Source organism: Clostridium oryzae (assembly GCF_002029235.1).
In the GTDB taxonomy this organism is placed as follows: Bacteria; Bacillota; Clostridia; order Clostridiales; family Clostridiaceae; genus Clostridium_AE; species Clostridium_AE oryzae.
Window position 1 is genome coordinate 90,935 of the sequence record NZ_MZGV01000010.1, and the last position, 18,523, is coordinate 109,457.

General features: G+C 33.8%; 18 protein-coding genes. All 18 read right to left on the reverse strand.

From position 1 onward, the window contains the following. Positions 1-4 precede the first annotated feature (4 nt). Positions 5-391, reverse strand: a complete 387-nt coding sequence (locus tag CLORY_RS06835) for a TIGR02530 family flagellar biosynthesis protein (RefSeq protein ID WP_079422768.1) — start codon at positions 389-391, stop codon at positions 5-7. Between the two features lie 7 nt (positions 392-398). Next, positions 399-1,094, reverse strand: coding sequence for a flagellar hook capping FlgD N-terminal domain-containing protein (locus CLORY_RS06840; protein ID WP_079422769.1), 696 nt, complete (start codon positions 1,092-1,094; stop codon positions 399-401). A gap of 18 nt (positions 1,095-1,112) precedes the next feature. Then, positions 1,113-2,621, reverse strand: coding sequence for a flagellar hook-length control protein FliK (locus tag CLORY_RS06845; protein WP_079422770.1), 1,509 nt, complete (start codon positions 2,619-2,621; stop codon positions 1,113-1,115). Positions 2,622-2,637: 16 nt separating this feature from the next. Further along, positions 2,638-3,063, reverse strand: coding sequence for a flagellar export protein FliJ (gene fliJ / locus CLORY_RS06850; RefSeq protein ID WP_079422771.1), 426 nt, complete (start codon positions 3,061-3,063; stop codon positions 2,638-2,640). Positions 3,064-3,076: 13 nt separating this feature from the next. Then, positions 3,077-4,393, reverse strand: a complete 1,317-nt coding sequence (gene fliI, locus CLORY_RS06855; RefSeq protein WP_079422772.1) for a flagellar protein export ATPase FliI — start codon at positions 4,391-4,393, stop codon at positions 3,077-3,079. A 20-nt stretch (positions 4,394-4,413) separates the two neighbouring features. Then, the gene (locus CLORY_RS06860) at positions 4,414-5,187 is read right to left on the reverse strand and encodes a FliH/SctL family protein (RefSeq protein ID WP_079422773.1); all 774 of its coding nucleotides are present in this window, start codon (positions 5,185-5,187) and stop codon (positions 4,414-4,416) included. Continuing rightward, the gene (gene fliG / locus CLORY_RS06865) at positions 5,171-6,187 is read right to left on the reverse strand and encodes a flagellar motor switch protein FliG (RefSeq protein WP_079422774.1); all 1,017 of its coding nucleotides are present in this window, start codon (positions 6,185-6,187) and stop codon (positions 5,171-5,173) included. The genes CLORY_RS06860 and fliG overlap by 17 nt, the downstream gene beginning before the upstream one ends. 5 nt (positions 6,188-6,192) lie before the next feature. Then, positions 6,193-7,779, reverse strand: a complete 1,587-nt coding sequence (gene fliF / locus CLORY_RS06870) for a flagellar basal-body MS-ring/collar protein FliF (RefSeq protein WP_079422775.1) — start codon at positions 7,777-7,779, stop codon at positions 6,193-6,195. Positions 7,780-7,793: 14 nt separating this feature from the next. Continuing rightward, a complete protein-coding gene (gene fliE, locus CLORY_RS06875; RefSeq protein WP_079422776.1) occupies positions 7,794-8,114 on the reverse strand; it encodes a flagellar hook-basal body complex protein FliE in 321 nt (106 codons plus the stop codon). A gap of 10 nt (positions 8,115-8,124) precedes the next feature. Continuing rightward, positions 8,125-8,556 carry a flagellar basal body rod protein FlgC gene (gene flgC / locus CLORY_RS06880; protein WP_079422777.1) on the reverse strand — a complete coding sequence of 144 codons (432 nt, stop codon included), beginning with the start codon at positions 8,554-8,556 and terminating at the stop codon, positions 8,125-8,127. A gap of 19 nt (positions 8,557-8,575) precedes the next feature. After that, positions 8,576-8,974, reverse strand: a complete 399-nt coding sequence (flgB, locus tag CLORY_RS06885; RefSeq protein WP_079422778.1) for a flagellar basal body rod protein FlgB — start codon at positions 8,972-8,974, stop codon at positions 8,576-8,578. An 882-nt stretch (positions 8,975-9,856) separates the two neighbouring features. After that, positions 9,857-10,696: a flagellin N-terminal helical domain-containing protein gene (locus CLORY_RS06890; RefSeq protein ID WP_079422779.1), complete on the reverse strand. Its 840-nt coding sequence runs from the start codon at positions 10,694-10,696 to the stop codon at positions 9,857-9,859. A gap of 151 nt (positions 10,697-10,847) precedes the next feature. After that, positions 10,848-12,038 (reverse strand): UDP-4-amino-4,6-dideoxy-N-acetyl-beta-L-altrosamine transaminase, encoded by a 1,191-nt coding sequence (gene pseC / locus CLORY_RS06895; protein WP_079422780.1) that lies wholly within the window; start codon positions 12,036-12,038, stop codon positions 10,848-10,850. Between the two features lie 13 nt (positions 12,039-12,051). Beyond that, positions 12,052-14,235, reverse strand: a complete 2,184-nt coding sequence (locus CLORY_RS06900; protein WP_079422781.1) for a glycosyltransferase — start codon at positions 14,233-14,235, stop codon at positions 12,052-12,054. A 2-nt stretch (positions 14,236-14,237) separates the two neighbouring features. After that, positions 14,238-15,245, reverse strand: a complete 1,008-nt coding sequence (locus CLORY_RS06905; protein WP_079422782.1) for a dTDP-glucose 4,6-dehydratase — start codon at positions 15,243-15,245, stop codon at positions 14,238-14,240. Positions 15,246-15,271: 26 nt separating this feature from the next. Further along, on the reverse strand, positions 15,272-16,303 hold the full coding sequence (gene pseG / locus CLORY_RS06910) for a UDP-2,4-diacetamido-2,4,6-trideoxy-beta-L-altropyranose hydrolase (RefSeq protein WP_079422783.1): 1,032 nt from the start codon (positions 16,301-16,303) through the stop codon (positions 15,272-15,274). Positions 16,304-16,317: 14 nt separating this feature from the next. Continuing rightward, positions 16,318-17,316 carry an SGNH/GDSL hydrolase family protein gene (locus CLORY_RS06915; protein ID WP_079422784.1) on the reverse strand — a complete coding sequence of 333 codons (999 nt, stop codon included), beginning with the start codon at positions 17,314-17,316 and terminating at the stop codon, positions 16,318-16,320. 12 nt (positions 17,317-17,328) lie between these two features. Further along, positions 17,329-18,414, reverse strand: coding sequence for a UDP-galactopyranose mutase (glf, locus tag CLORY_RS06920; protein WP_079422785.1), 1,086 nt, complete (start codon positions 18,412-18,414; stop codon positions 17,329-17,331). Positions 18,415-18,523: the final 109 nt, after the last annotated feature.

Sequence of the window (18,523 nt, forward strand, 5' to 3'; positions counted from 1 at the left end):
CGGCTCAAAGCATCACTACGCTGTCCAAATTAGTAAATACATTTTCTTTCATTCTTTCACGCTGAACTGCAGTAATAACAGTTCTATTTTCTATACTAGTTACCAGTGCAACATCTTTGTATAGTATCAAGCAATTTCTAGCTCCTTTTTCCTGTGCTTTATTTATACCACTGTTTATATTCTTCATATCAGTGTCTGTAAGTTCAGAACCTTTTAGCCGTTCCGCAGCATGCTTGGATATAACAAAACCTTTGCTTTCAAGTTTATCTTTTAATACGTCATTAAAATCAACTTTATTATCAGAACTATGTTTTGAAACGCTGTTATTCTGCTCTACAACAGGAAAATTGCCTACGGGATAGATATTTCCATTTATAACCCTATATCCCATGATACTATTATGCGCTTTCTACTTTTGATATATTTGAATAATCAAACTGCTTTGTTTCACCGGTATCTTTAAGTTTTACATTAAATTTAACACTTCCATCTGATAAATAAACACCAAGTATTTGACCATTGTATGTAGTCGTCTTTGTTGCGTCCTTAGAATCTGTAACAGTAAATTCAGCATTTTTACCAATAAGTGATGATGCCGTAAATAAAAGTACATTTGTCTCTAATGAATTCATTCCATCATCCACATCTGCAACTGTGTCAACATCACTGTAATTAAACTCCATAGGTGTAGTTTTACCATTAACATCTACATAAACCTGCAGTTTTGTTGTACCATTACTCTGAGTAGCACCAGCGACAATACCACTATAAAGATTGCCATTAGCATCTTTTACATTTAAAAGAACCTTTTTACCTATAAGATTATTTGCTGCATTAAATGTAGAAGTTGCATTCAAATTAGACATTTGCTCAAGAGATGAAAACTGAGCAAGCTGAGCTACATACTGCGTAGAATCCGTCTGCTGTGTTGGATCTTGGTTTGAAAGTTCTGCAGATAATATCTTTAAAAAAGAGCTTTTATCTAATGTACTTCCGCTTTCTACAATTTTGGTGCCTCTCTTAGTATAATTTCCTGTTCCAGTGGTTGTATTAGTACCGCTGCTATTTGAAACCCCTGTTGACGAATCTGTCATTTATTTCACCTCCAAATACTAAGCCAATACATTAATATTGCTTTCATCATTAATTTCCTGTAGAGTATCCTCTGATTCATCGTCATTTATTTTTTTAAATGTATTGCTTGATTTTGCATTGCTGCTTTTTTCTTCATTCTGTTTCTGAGAATCATCTTTAAAGAAGGTTGTATCTCCATTATAGATATTCACATTCACATCCTGAAATTTAACTGAACTAGCTGCATTTTCTTTAATCTCTGCTATGTTGGCCATAAGCAGGTTATAAGAATCTCTGTTTTGCGCAGTGATATCAGCCTTTAGCTTACCAGCTTCCATAGTTACTGATATAGTAAGCTCTCCTAACTCCTTAGGGTTTATCTTTACAGTAAGCTCCTTAAGGTTATTAGTTTCCATATATTTCAGAGACTTAACAACATCATTTACAAGAGTATTCTTATTTACTGTAACTACTTGTTCAGCTTTTGCTACTGTCTGAGCTTCCTTTGAATCAGTCTTTAGCATATTCATAAACATACTTACTTTACTGCTTTTATTATCTGAAGTACTGTTATCCTTAAGAAAATCACTAAGCACATCATCATCTGATTTAGAATAGCTCTCTGTAAGTTCTGCATTAGAATGATTCTTAGAACCTGAATTATTAGATTCAGAAGCGTCTGAATTTGCAGGTGTATTAGCTTGTACTTCAACGTTCTCTGTACTCTGTTCAAGCTTAAATTTCATCAGCATCTCTGCCAGACTTGAAGTTGAATTTCCTTTAGCTACTTGAACCTTAGTAGAATTACCGCTAAATGCACTAAGTATAGCATTAGCAAATTCTTTTAAATCAGAAGCTGCTGTTGTTCCTTCTTCTGATTTTATCTGATCGGCTACAGCCGCAAGTATATCTGCTGGATTAAGACTTGCTTTTTGTGAATCTTTACTCTTGAAATATTGCTGGATTATACTCTTAACCTGAGCTGACAACTTATCATCTTGAGATAATTTTTTAAGTATATCTTCAAGCGCGGAATTATTTTTCTTAAGTGAAGCTGCTAATGCATTTAATGCATCCACATTACCATTCATTGCAGATTTTAATGTATTTTGATCAATATCACCATCACTGGCATCTCCAGAATAACTTTCTTCTAAATTATGAACATATAGAAGTGAAATAATTTCAGCAAGCATCTGTTCCTGTGATTTAGTTGTTTTGGTCTTGTCTTTATCATCAGATTTTTCGTCTAACTTAACTGTATCTTCTTTAGTGTCTTTAAGCTTACTGTCTTCTGCATCAGTTTTAGCGGCAGTCTTATTATCATCAGAGTTAAGTTTCTTTACTTCATCCATTTTATTAGCTAAAGCACTACTATCATCTGTAACATTTCTTTCATCATTATCAGCATTCTTCTTGCTAGAATTGTAATTGTTATAAACCTTTTTAAAATCACTGCTGCTCTTTGATTTTATGCTTGATGAAGGAGTTACATAATCTGAATTATCAGCCTTTAAATTAACTTTCAAATTTATATTACTTTCCATTCTTTCTCACCTCCTTTCAAGACTTTCTTATATATGCATAAAGAGCAAACTCATCATTTTGAATCTGTTCTCTTCGCTCTTCTTCTTTCAAATATGCTGCATGCTGTTTTTCTTTGAGTATTTCAACAGTCTTTCTTTCAATCTGTTTAGTCTTTAAATCCTGACGTCTCTCGTCTACTACCTCAAGTTTCTTCTTCAGCAGTTCAGCAGTATTAGCAATACCTATGTTTAAGGCATTAAGATAATTATTTAATATCTTTAGTTCAACAGAATTCCTACTTCCATCTAACCTATTATATTTTTTATAATCCTGTTTAAGCTGATTTAATTTGTTTCTTGTTTCTAGTTCTTCTCTTTTTGCCTTCATAAACTCAAATTTGCTTTTTTCTTCATTCTCTATCCTCATATCTAACAGCTTTTGAAGTGAAAATTTAAAAGACATGACCTATCAGCTCCTAAACAGATAATATAGATTTAAGTCTTGTAGTGCTAGATGCAAATTCTTCATGCTCCATCATCCTTTGCTTTAAAAATGACAATATAGCTTCATGATATTCTATGGCCTTGTCAATTTTAGGATTACTGCCCTTTACGTATGCACCAAGATTAATTAAATCCTCTGAATCCTTATAAGTAGCTAATAAATCCCTTACATAAGATGCTGCTGCTTTATGCTGATCATCGGCAATTTCTGCCATAAGTCTGCTTATACTATTTAATATATCAATAGAAGGATAATGGTTTTTGTGTGCCAGACTTCTCGAAAGTACTATATGTCCATCCAAAATACTTCTTACAGCATCTGCAATAGGTTCATTAAAGTCATCACCATCAACAAGCACCGTATAGAATGCTGTAATTGAGCCTTTATCTGACATTCCAGATCTCTCTAGTAATCTTGGAAGCTTTGCAAATACTGACGGAGTATACCCTTTGGTTGCCGGCGGCTCCCCAGTAGCAAGTCCAATTTCTCGCTGCGCCATAGCAAATCTAGTAACTGAGTCCATCATCAAAATAACTTTTTTCCCTTTATCTCTAAAGTATTCAGCTATCGCTGTAGCAGTAAATGCTCCCTTAAGTCTTACAAGTGCAGGCTTGTCTGATGTAGCACACACTACCACAGACTTCTTCATACCTTCTTCACCCAAATCCTTTTCGATGAAGTCTAATACTTCCCTGCCACGTTCACCTACCAGACATATTACATTTATATCAGCTTCAGCATACCTTGCTATCATACCTAAAGTTGTACTTTTACCAACTCCACTTCCTGCAAAAATACCAACTCTTTGGCCTTCTCCGCAGGTCAGGAAACCATCTATAGCTCTTATCCCAGTAGGCATTATATCTTTTATTCTCCTCCTTTTAAGAGGATCTGGAGGGTCATTATCCAATGGATAGAAAACTCCTCCTCCAGAAGATATATCTGAACCATCAATTGGGTTTCCTAAGCCGTCTAGTACCTTTCCTAGCAAAGCATCACTACACTTTACACTCAAAAGTCTTCCCTCTGGTACAACCTTACAGCCAAGTGATATACTACTAAGCTCACCTAGCGGCATCAGTAATATGACATCATCTCTAAAACCAACAACTTCACACAATACTGCAGTGTTATTTTCATTATAAATAGTACATAACTCACCAACAAAAGCCTTAATACCTTCAACTTCTATAGTCAAGCCTACTATTTTTTTTACTTTTCCTTCAAAATATGTGGTATTGCAATTTTTAATATTCTTTGTTAAAAGATCAAAATCTACTGACAGCATATTAATACCACTCCATCTTTTTACTTAATAACTTCCAATATGTTTTCTATTGCCTTATCAACATCTATTTCTGCTTTTCCATTATCTCTTTCAATAACGGCTTTACCCTTTTCAAGATTATCATCAGGAAGTATATTTACTGTGCAGCCTTCTCCAAGCTTATATTGGTAATCAGAAACCTTTGCTTTTAGGCTATCAATATAAATCGAATTGGATCTAATAATTATGTTTTTTGCACCTTTTGAATTATCAAGAGCGTCTATAACAGCTTGATCTATGCCATCAAATCTATCAATCTCATGCTTTAATATTTGTCTGGCTATAGAAATACCAATTCCTACTATAGCTTCTTGCTTTTCACTTAAATATTTCTCATATTCAAGCTTTGCAGCTCTTAGTGTATTATTAGCCGATTCAATAATTTTCTCTGCTTCTTCTCTTGCCTTAACTATCTCTGCGTCGTAAGCCTCTTTGTAGCCGTTATTTGCTCCTTCTTCATAACCGCTCTGATACCCCTCTCTGTAGGCATCTTCCTTCATAACCTGAGCATCTGTAAGAGCCTGGGATAGAACATTGTCAGCCTTACTTCTAGCATTTTTCAAAATGTTCTCAGCTATCGTTTCATAACTTTCCATCATTCTTTTTGCAGCAGCTTCTGAAGCCGCTGCTGCTGCAGCTGCTTCATCTTTCTCTACTTTTTCCTTGACTGCCTTAGGTTTAAACTCGGTTACAATAACTTTGCTTTCTCCGCTAACAGCGCTGTCATTCTTAATGATCCTATACGACGATTGCATCTTCTCCACCTCTTGAAATTACGATTTCTCCAGCTTCATCAAGTCTCCTTATGATGCCAACAATCTTCTGCTGTGCTTTTTCAACATCCATAAGTCTAACTGGCCCAAGGAATTCCATATCTTCCTTCAAAGCAGCAGCAGCTCTCTTGGACTGATTTCTAAATATAGCACTTGCAACTTCCTCTGAACATCCTTTAAGTGCCATAGCCAATTCCTTAGCATCCACTTCTCTAAGCACTCTTTGTATAGCAATATCGCCAATTGTAACAATATCCTCGAATATAAACATGGATTCCTTGACTTTCTCTGCAAGTTCTGCATTCTCTCTTTCAAGACCCTCAGTTATATTCTTTTCAGTAGTTCTATCAACCTGATTCAATATATCTACAAGAGTTGGAACTCCACCAATGATAGTAGTCTCTGATCTAACTACAGAAGAAAGCTTGCTGTCCAGAACTTTTTCAATTTCCTTAACCACCATAGGCGAAGTAGTATTCATTGTGGCAAGTCTATAAGCTACATCCGTCTGTACATCCTCTGGTAAAGCAGATAAAATCTGACCTGCCTTATCCGACTGCATGTAGCAAAGAATTAATGCTATCGTCTGCGGATGTTCATTAGATATTACATTCATAAGCTGCTGAGCATCTGCTTTTCTTGCTATTGCGAATGGCCTATACTGTTGAGTTGCTTCAGTTACTCTGTCAAGAATTTCCTTTGCTCTCTGCTGACCTAACGCTTTACCTAAAAGGTCTCTCGCATAATCAATTCCACCCTCAAGTATATAATCCTTAGCTTTGTTTATCTCTATAAATTCTTGAAGTATAGTCTGACGCTGTTCGGATTTTACTCCAGTAATATTTGCAATTTCATAAGTTATTTTCTGAAGTTCTTGTTCTGGAAGTCTCTTGATAATACCTGCAGAAGCTTCCGGGCCTAAAGTTATGAATAATATGGCGGCTTTCTGAACTCCAGTCAATTTATTAGCTTCTCTAGCCATATACATCACCTCTCATCTTCTGACAGCCAGGACTTAATAATATCAGTAACTTGGTCAGGCTTTTCAGTAGCATATTTCTTTATTTCAGACTCTACATGTGCATTTTCATTTTTAGGCTCCAAATCTAACGGTTCATATGCAATAGGTTCCTTAGCTTCAACCTCATCGCCTATAACAACGTCAATATTTTCTCCTTCTTCGTACTCATCCTCTTTGTCTTTTCTTCTCTTTATAAGGAATATTATCAAAGCTACTATTCCAGCAATAAGTGCTACAGCTGCAATTGCTATGTTTCTATATAATGCCGTTCTCTGTTTCTGCTGTTCTTCAGCCTGCATTGCCTTAAGCTGTGCCTGAGCTTGTTTTTGAGCAGTTGTATCAAAAGGCATAGAAACTACATTTACTGAATCTCCTCTAGCAGGATCATAGCCTATTGCTCCCTGAACCAATGTATTCAAACTGTTTAGTGTATTCTGAGGTAATGTACCATTTACAACAACAGATGCTGTAATACGCTTAATCTCTCCAGGTGCTGTAACAGTCTTAGTCTGTGATTTGCCATTTTTGTAATTTACTGTCTGGCTTTCCGAAGAACTCTCCCCATTTCCACCATTCGTAGTAGTTGTTGTATTCGTCATATTATTATCAACAGGACTACTGCTGCTTGTAGCAGAACCATCCTTGCTGGTTTCTTTAGTAGTCTGTGTACTAGCTTCTACTTTATTGGGGTCATAGGTTATAGTCGTATTCTGTTTAGCATCGAAATCCAGATTTGCATTTACCTTTACCTGTACTTTATCTTTACCTACTACAGGTTCGATAAGATCCATAATAGCTTTTTCTCTGCCTTGTTCAAATTTGCTTTCTATGGATTGCTGCTTTTCAACTGATGAAGAACTATCTGTTCCAGTTCCTGTAGATGAGGAACTATTTTCAATACCTTGTGAAAGTAAATTTAAATTGTTGTCTACAACTTCAACATTTTCTTTCGGAAGATTCTCCACACTTCCGGAAACTAAAGCAATAATTGACTTTACATTTCCTTTAGTAAGCGTTTGCCCTGTTTTTAGCTGTATGTACACAGAAGCTTTAGCAGGTTTAGTCTCCTTTACAAATGCTGATTCCTCCGCAGGAGTTATCAATACTCTCGCATTTTCTACCTGTGGAAAACTTTTTATAGTCTTCTCTATCTCTCCCTGAATAGCTCTTTGTTTTTGAACTTGAAATTCATCATCTGTCATTCCAAAACTATTGCTGTTATCTAAAAGTTCATAACCCTTACTGTCATCACTCAATTTTGATGCATATTGCAATCTTAATGAATCGACTTTATTTTTTGGTACATATATTGAATTGCCTTTAATTATATAGTCAACTTTGTCAGTCTTAAGCTGCGCTGGTATAGTTTGTCCATCTTCAACTGACAAGTCTGAAAACAAAAGTCCATACTTATTTGATTGCCTGTAGGCAATAAAGCTTATGATAAAAATAATTACGCCTAAAACTATTACTCCCAAAGCTATCTTTCTAAATAGACTCAAAGACTTAAACTTATTAATTATATTTTTAAAAATCTCTGATAGCTTACTCATCACCATGCTCCTTACTATAACTGCATTCTATTAATTTCTTGATATGCCTCCACTAATTTATTTCTTATCTGAACAGCTGTTTCCAGCGAAAGCTTAGCTTCCTCAGTAGAAAGCATGACTTGATGTATGTTAATGTTATCTCCTTTAATGAAACTTTCAGTGTCGCTATCAGCTTTCAACTGCTTATTATTAACCTGATCTAGTTTATCTGTGAGCAAGCTAGCAAAACTATCTACTCCACTTGCAGAAGTATTATTCACATTGCTGCTATTTGTTTGTGTGCTGCCATTTAATGCTGCCAAAGTACCTCTTACAAAATCATTACTAATTTGCATATTAAGCCCTCTACTTTCCTATATCTAAAGCTTTTGTAAACATTGTCTTTTCTGAGTTCATAGCTGTTACATTTGCTTCGTATGATCTTGAAGCCGAAATCATATCTGCCATTTCGTTCAAGACATTAACATTTGGATATGTTACATATCCATCCTTATCTGCATCAGGATTTGTAGGATCATACTCTTTTCTTAAGGATGACTGATCATCTTCAATCCCCACAGCTTTTACTCCTAAAAGATTACTTCCATCAGTATTGCCAGCTCCAACAGCTTTGTTTAAATTTTCCTGAAACAAAGCTATCTTTCGTCTGTAGGGACCTGTCCCATCACTGCTTCTTGTGGTATTTACGTTAGCTATATTGGAAGCTATTGTATCCATTCTAAGTCTCTCAGCCGAAAGACCACTAGCGCTTATTCTCATAGTACTGAAAACGCCCATAAATCACTACCTCCTAAATTTATTTAGTGTTTGTTATAACATATCTTTCCATAGATAATTTAGAATTTGCCTGAGTAATTAATGCATTGTACATAAGCGTATTAGCAGCAAGATTAGTCATTTCATTTTCCACATCTACATTATTTCCATCCTGCCTCATGACTGAATCTTTATCCTGTTTTACTGTAATACTTCCTTCTCCATCTGTACCACCGAGATGAAGCGGATCACTCTTTTTCATTTGAAGCTTGTTCATATTATCACTTAAAGTATCCTCAAATGATACATAATACCTCTTATAATTTTTAGTATTTACATTAGCAACATTGTTAGAAATAACTTTACTTCTAATCGCTGAAGCGTCTAAGCCTTTTTTTGTAAGATTATACACTGCTTCATCATAATTCGATACATTCACTTATGTTCCTACCTCCCTATACAAAATAATAATTATTAAGTCGTTTTTTTAATATAATAATATATTATACCAAAGTTTCCATTTTGTACATAGATATATGAAATTTTTGACAAAAAAATTTATTTAAATTTCAATCTATTATAAAATTTGATTTTAATCAGCACCACTCTACACAATATAGATTTATTATAGTGCATATTCGCTTTTTTTTCTATATATTTATCTATATAACTACAAACATCCATACTTTACTATCCATATATCATTAACTTTATACATGTTTTTTCGTTTTAATGCTTAATACACCATATCTTTAATAATCTAGCATTGAGCTTCTATTCTATTTAATTCTTGCAATGATTTTTTATTTGAAATTTTACAGAGTTTATTACAATTTAACAAAAAAATGACATAGTACTCTAGACTGTTAATTAAAAGTGATTAACCTGTAATCACAACAGTATGAGCACTACGCCAATATCAAAAAAGTACTGTCCCCAAAAGTGAAACCAATACTAACGCTAGCTTATTATAATTTATTTTACAATCATATACATATTTCATCCATACTGTTTATCATTTTTTTCTTTTGTGTTAACTACATAAGTTGTGAAAGTTCTAATACATTCTGACTTCTAAAAGATCCTACGGTCGAACCGATTCAGCAGTGATATTTTAGAAGCCACGATGTAAGAACTTTATTGCAACTTATATACATTCATAAAATCTTCAAAGCAATCTAATTTCTATACAAAATATCTCTTAATATATTATACAACAATTTTTTCCTTTAACAATAAAAATGTAACATTTCTACGTAAAAATAACATAAAGTTATAAATAATGATAATTTATTTATAACCTTATGTTAAAATAGCACAACTATTTTACTCGCTCCAATATTCTCAGACATTCCTGAGGAAGATTATTTGTCTGAACCATTATTGCATTTGCAGCTTCAATTAATATATTGGTTCTTGACAATTCCATCATACTATTGCCATAATCAGTATCTGTTATATCACTTTGAGCCGATTCAATAGTATTACTAATTGCAGACATACTATCCCCCATGTCCTCAAACTTTTTCTCTATAGCGCCAAACTTACTTCTTGCAGATACTACTGCATCGATAGCATCGTCCAATTTATCTATTGACTTACCAATATTAGCACTGTCAGAAATGTCTAAATTATCGATTCCAAGTTGAGTCTTTGAAAGATTATATTGAGGTATTACATTAATTTCTCCTACCATTGAGCCCGATTGCATCTTTAAAGTTTCAGGCTTTGAATTATCAGTTACCTTTTCATTATATAATACATTAACTCCATTAAAATCATTTGTCTTTACTACACCATCAATGGCATCTGCTGTCTGCTGTAACTCCTTTTTTATGGCATCAAGATCATCACTATTCTTAGCTGAACCAGCTCCAACCACAAGCTCCCTCATTCTGCTAAGCATAGAATTCACATTGCTAAGAGCTCCATCAGCTGCCTGAAGCATGCTGGCACCAGTCTGAACATTTCTTCCAGCCATTTCTAATGAACGTATCTGCATTTTCATTTTTTCACTTTTATTAAGTCCGTTAGGATCATCCCCTGAACTTATGATTTTAAGTCCGCTGCTTAGATACCTAATGGCCTTACTATTAGCAGCCACACTGTTAGTCTGATTTCTAAATACATTAAGTGACGCCAAATTTATATTAATTCTCATACAACCAACTCCATATTAATTTCTACTAATAGTATCGTAATGTTTTTTTAATACTTTATAGTAAGAAGAGTAAAGAGTAGAGAGAAAAGAGAAAAGTGATGGAAAAAATTTTAGGAATTCTGCTGTGCAGAATTCCTCCCTTAATTTCTAATTATATCTTGTAATACTCAATTACTTTCTTCACTGCAGCTACCACATCATCGACATCCTGTTTTTCCATGCCTGGAAACAATGGTAATGTTATTATAGATTGGTATACTGATTCTGCATTAGGACACAACCCCTCTTGATATCCAAGCTTTTTATAATATGGATGTAAATATACAGGCAGATAATGCACATTAACTCCAATATTTTCAGCTCTAAGAGCTTCAAACACTTCTTTTCTTGAAACCTTAAGCTTGTCAAGTTTAAGTCTTATCACATATATATGCCAGCCTGAATTAGAGTAATCGGGTTCAAAAGGAGTTATTACCTCGTCTATACCCTTAAAAGCTTCATTGTATGCTTTTACAATTTGTCTTCTTCTAGCGATAAACTTATCTAACTTTTGCATCTGACTGCTTCCCAAAGCACATTGTATATCCGTTATCCTATAGTTATAGCCTAGATCCAGCTGCTCATAATACCATGGTCCTTCACTATGAGTCATAAGCTTTTCGTCTCTAGTTATACCATGAGTTCTAAATAGAAGCATTCTTTCATACAGTCTATCATCGTTTGTTATAACAATGCCGCCTTCTCCCGTAGTAATGGGCTTTACTGGATGGAAACTAAACTCTGTAAGCTCTGCGATATTACCTACCTTTTTTTCTTTATACTCACTGCCAAGTGCATGAGCTCCATCCTCTATGATTGTAAGCTTATGCTTATCTGCTATAGCTCTAATCTTATCCATGTCCACAGATTGCCCTGTAAAATCTACTGGTATAATAGCTCTAGTCCCGTCTGTTATCTTATCTTCAATTTTATTTGGGTCTAGGTTATAGGTTCTTTCATCGATATCTGCGAAAACCGGTGTTCCGCCGCAATATAATACGCAATTAGCTGAAGCAGCAAAAGTCAACGGTGCTACAATAACTTCATCACCATTCTTTATTCCAGCAGCAAAGCAAGCCATATGGAGCGCTGCTGTACCATTAGAAACAGCTACTGCATGTTTTGCACCTACATAAGCCGCTATATTATTTTCAAATTCAGCTACCTTGGGTCCTGTAGTTAAAAAATCTCCTTTTAGGACATCCACTACTGCCTGTATGTCATTATCATCTATACTCTGTCTCCCATAAGCTAAATATGTATCCCTTACAGGTTTTCCTCCATTTATTGCTAATGTGCTCATTAATAATCACCCCTTATTTAAAATACCTGCTGTTTTCCATTTGCTTAATAATTCGAACAAATTCCGTATCAGTGTCCAGCAAAACTTCTGCTCTCTTTTTAGCTAATTCTGACATCTCTTTATAGTACTGTTTATCCTCAATAAATTTTTTTATTCTTTCTTTCATACCTTCAAAATCATTTACACAGAATCTATATTCTACACAAACAGATACATCCCCAAAGTTTAACGAAACTGGAGGTACGCCTTTTGACATGGCTTCAGCTGCAGAAGTCTGCCCTCCAGCTCTTGGAGGATTAACATATATGTCACAAAGTTCAGATACTGCCAGCATGTCATCCTGAAAGCCTAGATATATCGAATTATTCCTCAACACCTCATCCTCTTTTACAATTGATGCATACTTTTCAAAATATCCTGCAAACACTATAAAAGTACCAAACTCAAACGTTTCTTTTAGCATATCGATAAATTCCTGAGTAACCTCATTATCAAGTCTAGCCCCGACAATTAATAATAATTTTTTATCTTCAGGTAATTTCAGATCTTTTCTAGCATATTTATGTTCCTGAGACTTAAAATCAAACGTAAATACTCCTTCAATAAGTCTTTCTCTCTCAATGCCCATACTGTCAGCAAACTTCTTCTCACCATCACTTAATTTTTTGCCTACAGAAAAGAATTGTCCTAAAAACATAGGTATTCCCATAACTGTACTTACATTCATAACTGGAACTATCTTACTGCACAAATCAGCAGTAATATTATTTCCGCCTATATTGATTACAAAATAAGGTTTATGACTAGCAATAACCTTCAGTATTTGATTGATTTCCTGAATATTAGGCATCTGACATGAACTCTGATAAAATGGAATACTTATATCTTTGTAATTTATACTATTTATATCATTGTAATTTTCAAATACATTTCCTGAATTTATATTAAAAAATGGTACAGCACCAAGTATCGGCATCAAATCTCTAGTATTTATTATTAGGACTTTCTTATGCATTGTTTTCACTAATGTATAACATCTATCAAGTATTGTCTTAGTAGGGCCATGGCCAAGGCTTAGAAATTGTGCTGTAATTAATATAACTAAATCCTCGTTTCGATTCTCACGCTTTATGTATTTAAGCTTGGTAGAAAGCTGCTTTTCTGCAGAATCAACTATGTTTCTGTAAAGTTTCCACATAAGCTTATTAGTTTCTTCATCTGCAGCGCCCTCATTAACAAAACCTCTTCTTATAAGTTGATACACTAAAAAGAATTTTTCTGTAAAATCCATGTTAGAACTGTTAAGACACATTCTTAAAATACTATTATGATATCTTGGATTTTTCTCTATTATAGCTATAAAAGACAGTACTAGTACTTTAGCAGTATCATTTAGTAAATCCCCCTGCAGCTCCAATAACTTTATATATAGTTTTTGGGTGAAGTAACGCATCCCAATTATGTTATCTTTTATATTTTTCAGCAATGCTTGTATACGCTGATCATTTTCAATAAAAATGTTTTTATTATTACTAATCCTCCATAGTACATCTTTAATCTCATTTTCTAATTTAATACCATTTAGATTCACAATTCTATCTATGGTCAGCTCTTTTTCAATTTTTTCACCGCAGAGATTTATAATTTCTTCACCGCCGTAAGTCCCTGCAGAAAATATATAATACACACCGTTATAGTAATAAAGCTTTTGAATTTTATTCTCGCAAAGAATTTTACCTTCTGTACTAATCACTTCATTAACATTACTTATAGATTTAAACCTTTCATTTAAATATCTGCTTTTCCTAGAAGAGCTGTCCTCTCCTACCAGATATATACTTTTATTAAGCAGTTTAAAATTCTCTTCATCCTTTAAAACTGCCTCATAAACTTTGCTCTGTGCAACATAGTTTAGATCATAGCCCTCTACATAAATGAATCCTTCAAATATCTCATTATATAATTTATATACAATTTCCATAAGCTGCTGCGACTCTGTAAGAAAAAATACATTATTATCCTTGTAGCTCTCATTAATAAATTCATCCAATATATATATTACACTGTGAGGCTCCACTTTGTTTTCATATATATTATCAAATACATTCATCTCATATCCAGCTGCATCAAATCTATTTAGTACTTCCTCCATATGAGAATCCATCTTATCAATAAGACATATAACTATGTTTTTCAAATTTAAGCCTCCTCTGTTTGCTTTATCCACTGCTCCGTTTCTTTAACTCCCTGCTCCAGCGTGTATTTAGGTTTCCAACCAAGATATTTTTCAGCCTTAGAATAATTACAAAGCAGCTTCATTATCTCACTTTGAGGATGAATGTGCTTTATATGATTTATCTCGCTTCGTCCTGAACTTATAAGCTTAGCAAGCTCATTTATCGTTATATCCCTGCCTGTACCGGCATTTAAAATTTCGCCATTTGTTTTTTGGCTGTACCCTGAACCAACTACAAAGTCTGCACAGTCCTTTACATATAAAAGATCCCTAGTCTGATCACCCGTACCATATATATTTATAGCCTTATTATGAAGTGAGTTTTTAATAAATATAGCTACAACTCCACCTTCACCACCTGATTTCTGAAAAGGTCCATAAGTGTTAAACGGTCTGATAACAGTAGTTGGCAGTTTATAGGCATGATAAAACGAAAGTACCATATTCTCAGCAGCTATCTTACTGCCTCCATAAGGTGAAACTGGCTTTGTTGGATGCTTCTCATCTATACCAGTTTCAAGAGAGCATTTATCATATACCATGCAGGTGCTCATAAAAACCACTTTACAGGGACTGGTTTTCTCCTTATCATCCAAAATCCAATTATCTCCGTCCATTCTGCCATGCTCACCGAACATCTGCTTTTTAGCTTTCATAAGTATATTAAACGTACCTACAGTATCATTAAAAAATGTAGTTTTAGGATCGTCTATGCTGTCTTGTACATTTATTGAAGCTGCCATATGGTAAATTATATCGTAATTTTCAGTAAAAAGAGCATCTAGATCTTCTTCACTGCATATATTACCCTTTATAAATTTAAATCTGTCATTATTCCTAAACTCTTCAATATTTTTTTCTGAACCATTAGCTAAATTATCAAAAGCAGTTACATTATGACCATCCTTCAATAATTTATTAACCACCCATCTTCCAATAAAACCTGCTCCACCGGTAACTAATACATTCATTTTATCCATCTCCTCTTCATCCAAGCTTAAATCTTACTGAACTTTTCACTTTTCATGAAACTTGCAGCTATTCTCTCTACTCCTCTGCCGTCTACAAGTTCATTTCCTCTTTTACTCATTCTTTTTCTTTTGCTAATATCTTTATCAAGAGACATTATTGTTTTCTCTAGCTCAGCTATATTTAATTTATCGTAGTCTCCAACAGAAACTATAACTCCAAGTTCATTTAATTTATCAGCCAATCTAACCTGATTATCTGCAATAACTATTCCTATTGCAGGAACCCCTAAAGATGAAAGTTCATATAATGTAGTTCCACATGCACTTATAGCTATATCACATTTTTTCATCACTTCTGACATATTTGCATTAAAATATAATTTAATATTTTTAGCAGCTATATCCTTTAGCGTTTCGGTATTTTCAAAGGCCGCTCCCACGACAATGTGAAAATTATAATTCATATGGTTAAATGCAGGAATTAACGCTTCAGTTATATGATTAAAGTCGGAGCCTCCAATAGTAAACATTATATCTTTAACCTTAGTATTGATTTTCTTCTCATCAGCATTTCTAAACTCATCTCTAAGCATAACAAAAGGGCTGCCCAAAAGCAGCTTTGTGTTTTTATTTACATTATAGTTGAAGGCTTCTGCACCAGCATTTTGATTTATTATGAAGTCTACGTTAAAGTAATCTAATTTATTTTCATCATCTATATAAGCTGTGATTTTAAAATGAGTTTTTGTGAGATCAAAATACTGAGTATCCACTGCATAACTATCTGTTATCAATAGATCTGCATTTACATCACAAATATCCTCTATACGATTTTGTCTTATGAATTTTACAGCAAAACCTTCCATTTCTATCTTCTCTATGCCAACATAAAACAAACTTTCTTCTTTCGAAGCTTTATTTATAAGTTCATCCTCTGCCTTACAAATATAGAATACATCATTTCCTTTAACCCTTAACTCTTTAGCCAGCGTCAATGTTCGCATAATATGCCCCATACCAATGGTCTTGCCGCCATCTGCTCTTATTGCAATTATCATTATATTCTCTCCTATTATCCTTCATCTACAAGGAAACTGCCAACTACTACCCTATTTCCCGAACTTAATTGATTTCTTCTTTCACTAACTCCTAATATAAGCCTATGGTCAGTGTTTTTTAAATTCATAATATCTATTGCTGTATCAAAATATCCATCCTCATCCTTATATAAATCCATTTCATATTCATCATCATCTACAGCTATGTATAATGTGCCGGCATTTCTTGAATAAATCGTTGTTATGCCAATATATGTTCCTCTAAAATTGAATTCTAAACAATCATTAACGGTATCTGAAACAGCAGCCAATTCAATTTTTTTCGGCATATCTATATTTTCTTCTCTCCAATGGCCATGAAAAACTGCCTCTCTATAACTTATCATAGAAGGATGAATAAACTTGCATCTATTGGTGTCTTTCGAATTTATGCCAGGTTTCTTATTAAGTAATGATTTATCATTTTTTAATGCTTCTATTATACATTTAGAGTATATATAATGTCCTCGATTGTTAGGATGAAGATTATCAATAGCTATATCGCCCCAAGTATATTTATCTAGCTTTATATTATCATATACATATTTTTGTATATCAATATATGGTATACCGTAATAACGCGCTGCCCTCTTATGTGTTTCACTACATGCATCTGCTTCTCCAGTGGGCGCTATCAGTATAATTACAGCCGGAACCTTTCTAAGTCTGGAAAAAAGCTCCATTATGCCCTCCATAGTAGAAAGTACAATATCTTTCTCATATATCCTATCGTTTACTGAATATTCTATAAACACCAAATCAGGGTTATACCGTATCACATCTCTATCTAACCTAAAAAGTCCAAATACGGATCCGGTACCACTTATTCCACTATTGATTATATTTACATTTCTGTCCGCATAAATTTTCTTAATATATTCTCCTACCTTATACACATAACTCTTATCGTAAGTTGAACATCCTGTTCCTTCAGTAATTGATCCTCCTAAAAATACAACATTAAAATCTTCCATCAAAAACCTTCCTTACAGCAATGTTGAATTAATAAAATTAATAGCATTTAAAATAACTGCATCCATATTCATATATCTGTATTGTCCTAACCTTCCAAGAAAATATACATTTTCAAGCTTTGATGCTTCCTTAGCATATTTCTCGTAAAGCTGTTTGTTTGCACTTTGAGGTATAGGGTAATATGGTTCTCCTTCACCACAAGAATATTCCTTCATTATCGTGGTATTAGGACATTTCTGTCCTGTAAGATACTTATATTCCGTAATTCTGGTAAAATCATAATCATTAGGATAGTTAACAGTTCCTACTGGTTGATACTGTTCTGACTGTAAAGTTTCCTCTTCAAATCTTATAGATCTATAAGGTAATCTTCCGTATTTATAGCCAAAGAATTCATCAGCACAGCCTGTAAAAATCAGTTTTTTGTACTTTACTTCATCCTTAATCTGCTCATAGGATGTATTAAGCATAACATGTATTCCTTCACAATCAAGCATGTTATTCACCATTTCAGTATAGCCGTTAAGCGGCATAGCCTGATATTTATCTGCAAAATATCTATCATCCCTGTTATACCTTATAGGAATTCTGGCCGTAACTTCACTTTCAAGATCTTCTGCATCTATATTCCACTGCTTTTTAGTATAATTTTTAAAGAACTTCTCATAAAGCTCTTCACCAACCTTTGATACAACCATATCCTTAGCATTTTTTATGTCCATTGAATCGTTCTTAAGATTCTCATAAAATTCTCCTATATTATTGTAGGAATAATTCGTACCATACAGCATGTTTATCGTGTCAAGATTAATAGGCATAGGAACCAGCTTTCCATCAACGCAGCTCAGCACTCTATGTTGGTACAACCTCCACTTAGTAAACCTTGATAAAAAGTCAAATACCTGTTTACTATTTGTATGAAATATATGAGGACCATATTTATGTATTAATATTCCTGCTTCATTATAATAATCATAGACATTTCCACCTACATGATTCCTTTTATCTATAATTAAAACCTTGTTTCCATTCTCTGCTAGAATCCTTCCAGCTGTAACTCCTGAAAGTCCGCAGCCTACTATTAAATAATCAAACATTTACATCTTACCTTTCTTTTCGCAGTTTCTTAAGTACATCGAAACTTATTAATCAAATTCAATATGTTTATGTATAAATACATTATCTACTATTATATACTTATTATTT

Coding starts and splice junctions, on each gene's coding strand:
- CLORY_RS06835 (WP_079422768.1), bottom strand. CDS start 391: ATGGGATATAGGGTTATAAATGGAAATATCTATCCCGTAGGCAATTTT.
- CLORY_RS06840 (WP_079422769.1), bottom strand. CDS start 1,094: ATGACAGATTCGTCAACAGGGGTTTCAAATAGCAGCGGTACTAATACA.
- CLORY_RS06845 (WP_079422770.1), bottom strand. CDS start 2,621: ATGGAAAGTAATATAAATTTGAAAGTTAATTTAAAGGCTGATAATTCA.
- fliJ (WP_079422771.1), bottom strand. CDS start 3,063: ATGTCTTTTAAATTTTCACTTCAAAAGCTGTTAGATATGAGGATAGAG.
- fliI (WP_079422772.1), bottom strand. CDS start 4,393: ATGCTGTCAGTAGATTTTGATCTTTTAACAAAGAATATTAAAAATTGC.
- CLORY_RS06860 (WP_079422773.1), bottom strand. CDS start 5,187: ATGCAATCGTCGTATAGGATCATTAAGAATGACAGCGCTGTTAGCGGA.
- fliG (WP_079422774.1), bottom strand. CDS start 6,187: ATGGCTAGAGAAGCTAATAAATTGACTGGAGTTCAGAAAGCCGCCATA.
- fliF (WP_079422775.1), bottom strand. CDS start 7,779: ATGAGTAAGCTATCAGAGATTTTTAAAAATATAATTAATAAGTTTAAG.
- fliE (WP_079422776.1), bottom strand. CDS start 8,114: ATGCAAATTAGTAATGATTTTGTAAGAGGTACTTTGGCAGCATTAAAT.
- flgC (WP_079422777.1), bottom strand. CDS start 8,556: ATGGGCGTTTTCAGTACTATGAGAATAAGCGCTAGTGGTCTTTCGGCT.
- CLORY_RS06890 (WP_079422779.1), bottom strand. CDS start 10,696: ATGAGAATTAATATAAATTTGGCGTCACTTAATGTATTTAGAAATCAG.
- pseC (WP_079422780.1), bottom strand. CDS start 12,038: ATGAGCACATTAGCAATAAATGGAGGAAAACCTGTAAGGGATACATAT.
- CLORY_RS06905 (WP_079422782.1), bottom strand. CDS start 15,245: ATGAATGTATTAGTTACCGGTGGAGCAGGTTTTATTGGAAGATGGGTG.
- pseG (WP_079422783.1), bottom strand. CDS start 16,303: ATGATAATTGCAATAAGAGCAGATGGCGGCAAGACCATTGGTATGGGG.
- CLORY_RS06915 (WP_079422784.1), bottom strand. CDS start 17,316: ATGGAAGATTTTAATGTTGTATTTTTAGGAGGATCAATTACTGAAGGA.
- glf (WP_079422785.1), bottom strand. CDS start 18,414: ATGTTTGATTATTTAATAGTAGGCTGCGGACTTTCAGGAGTTACAGCT.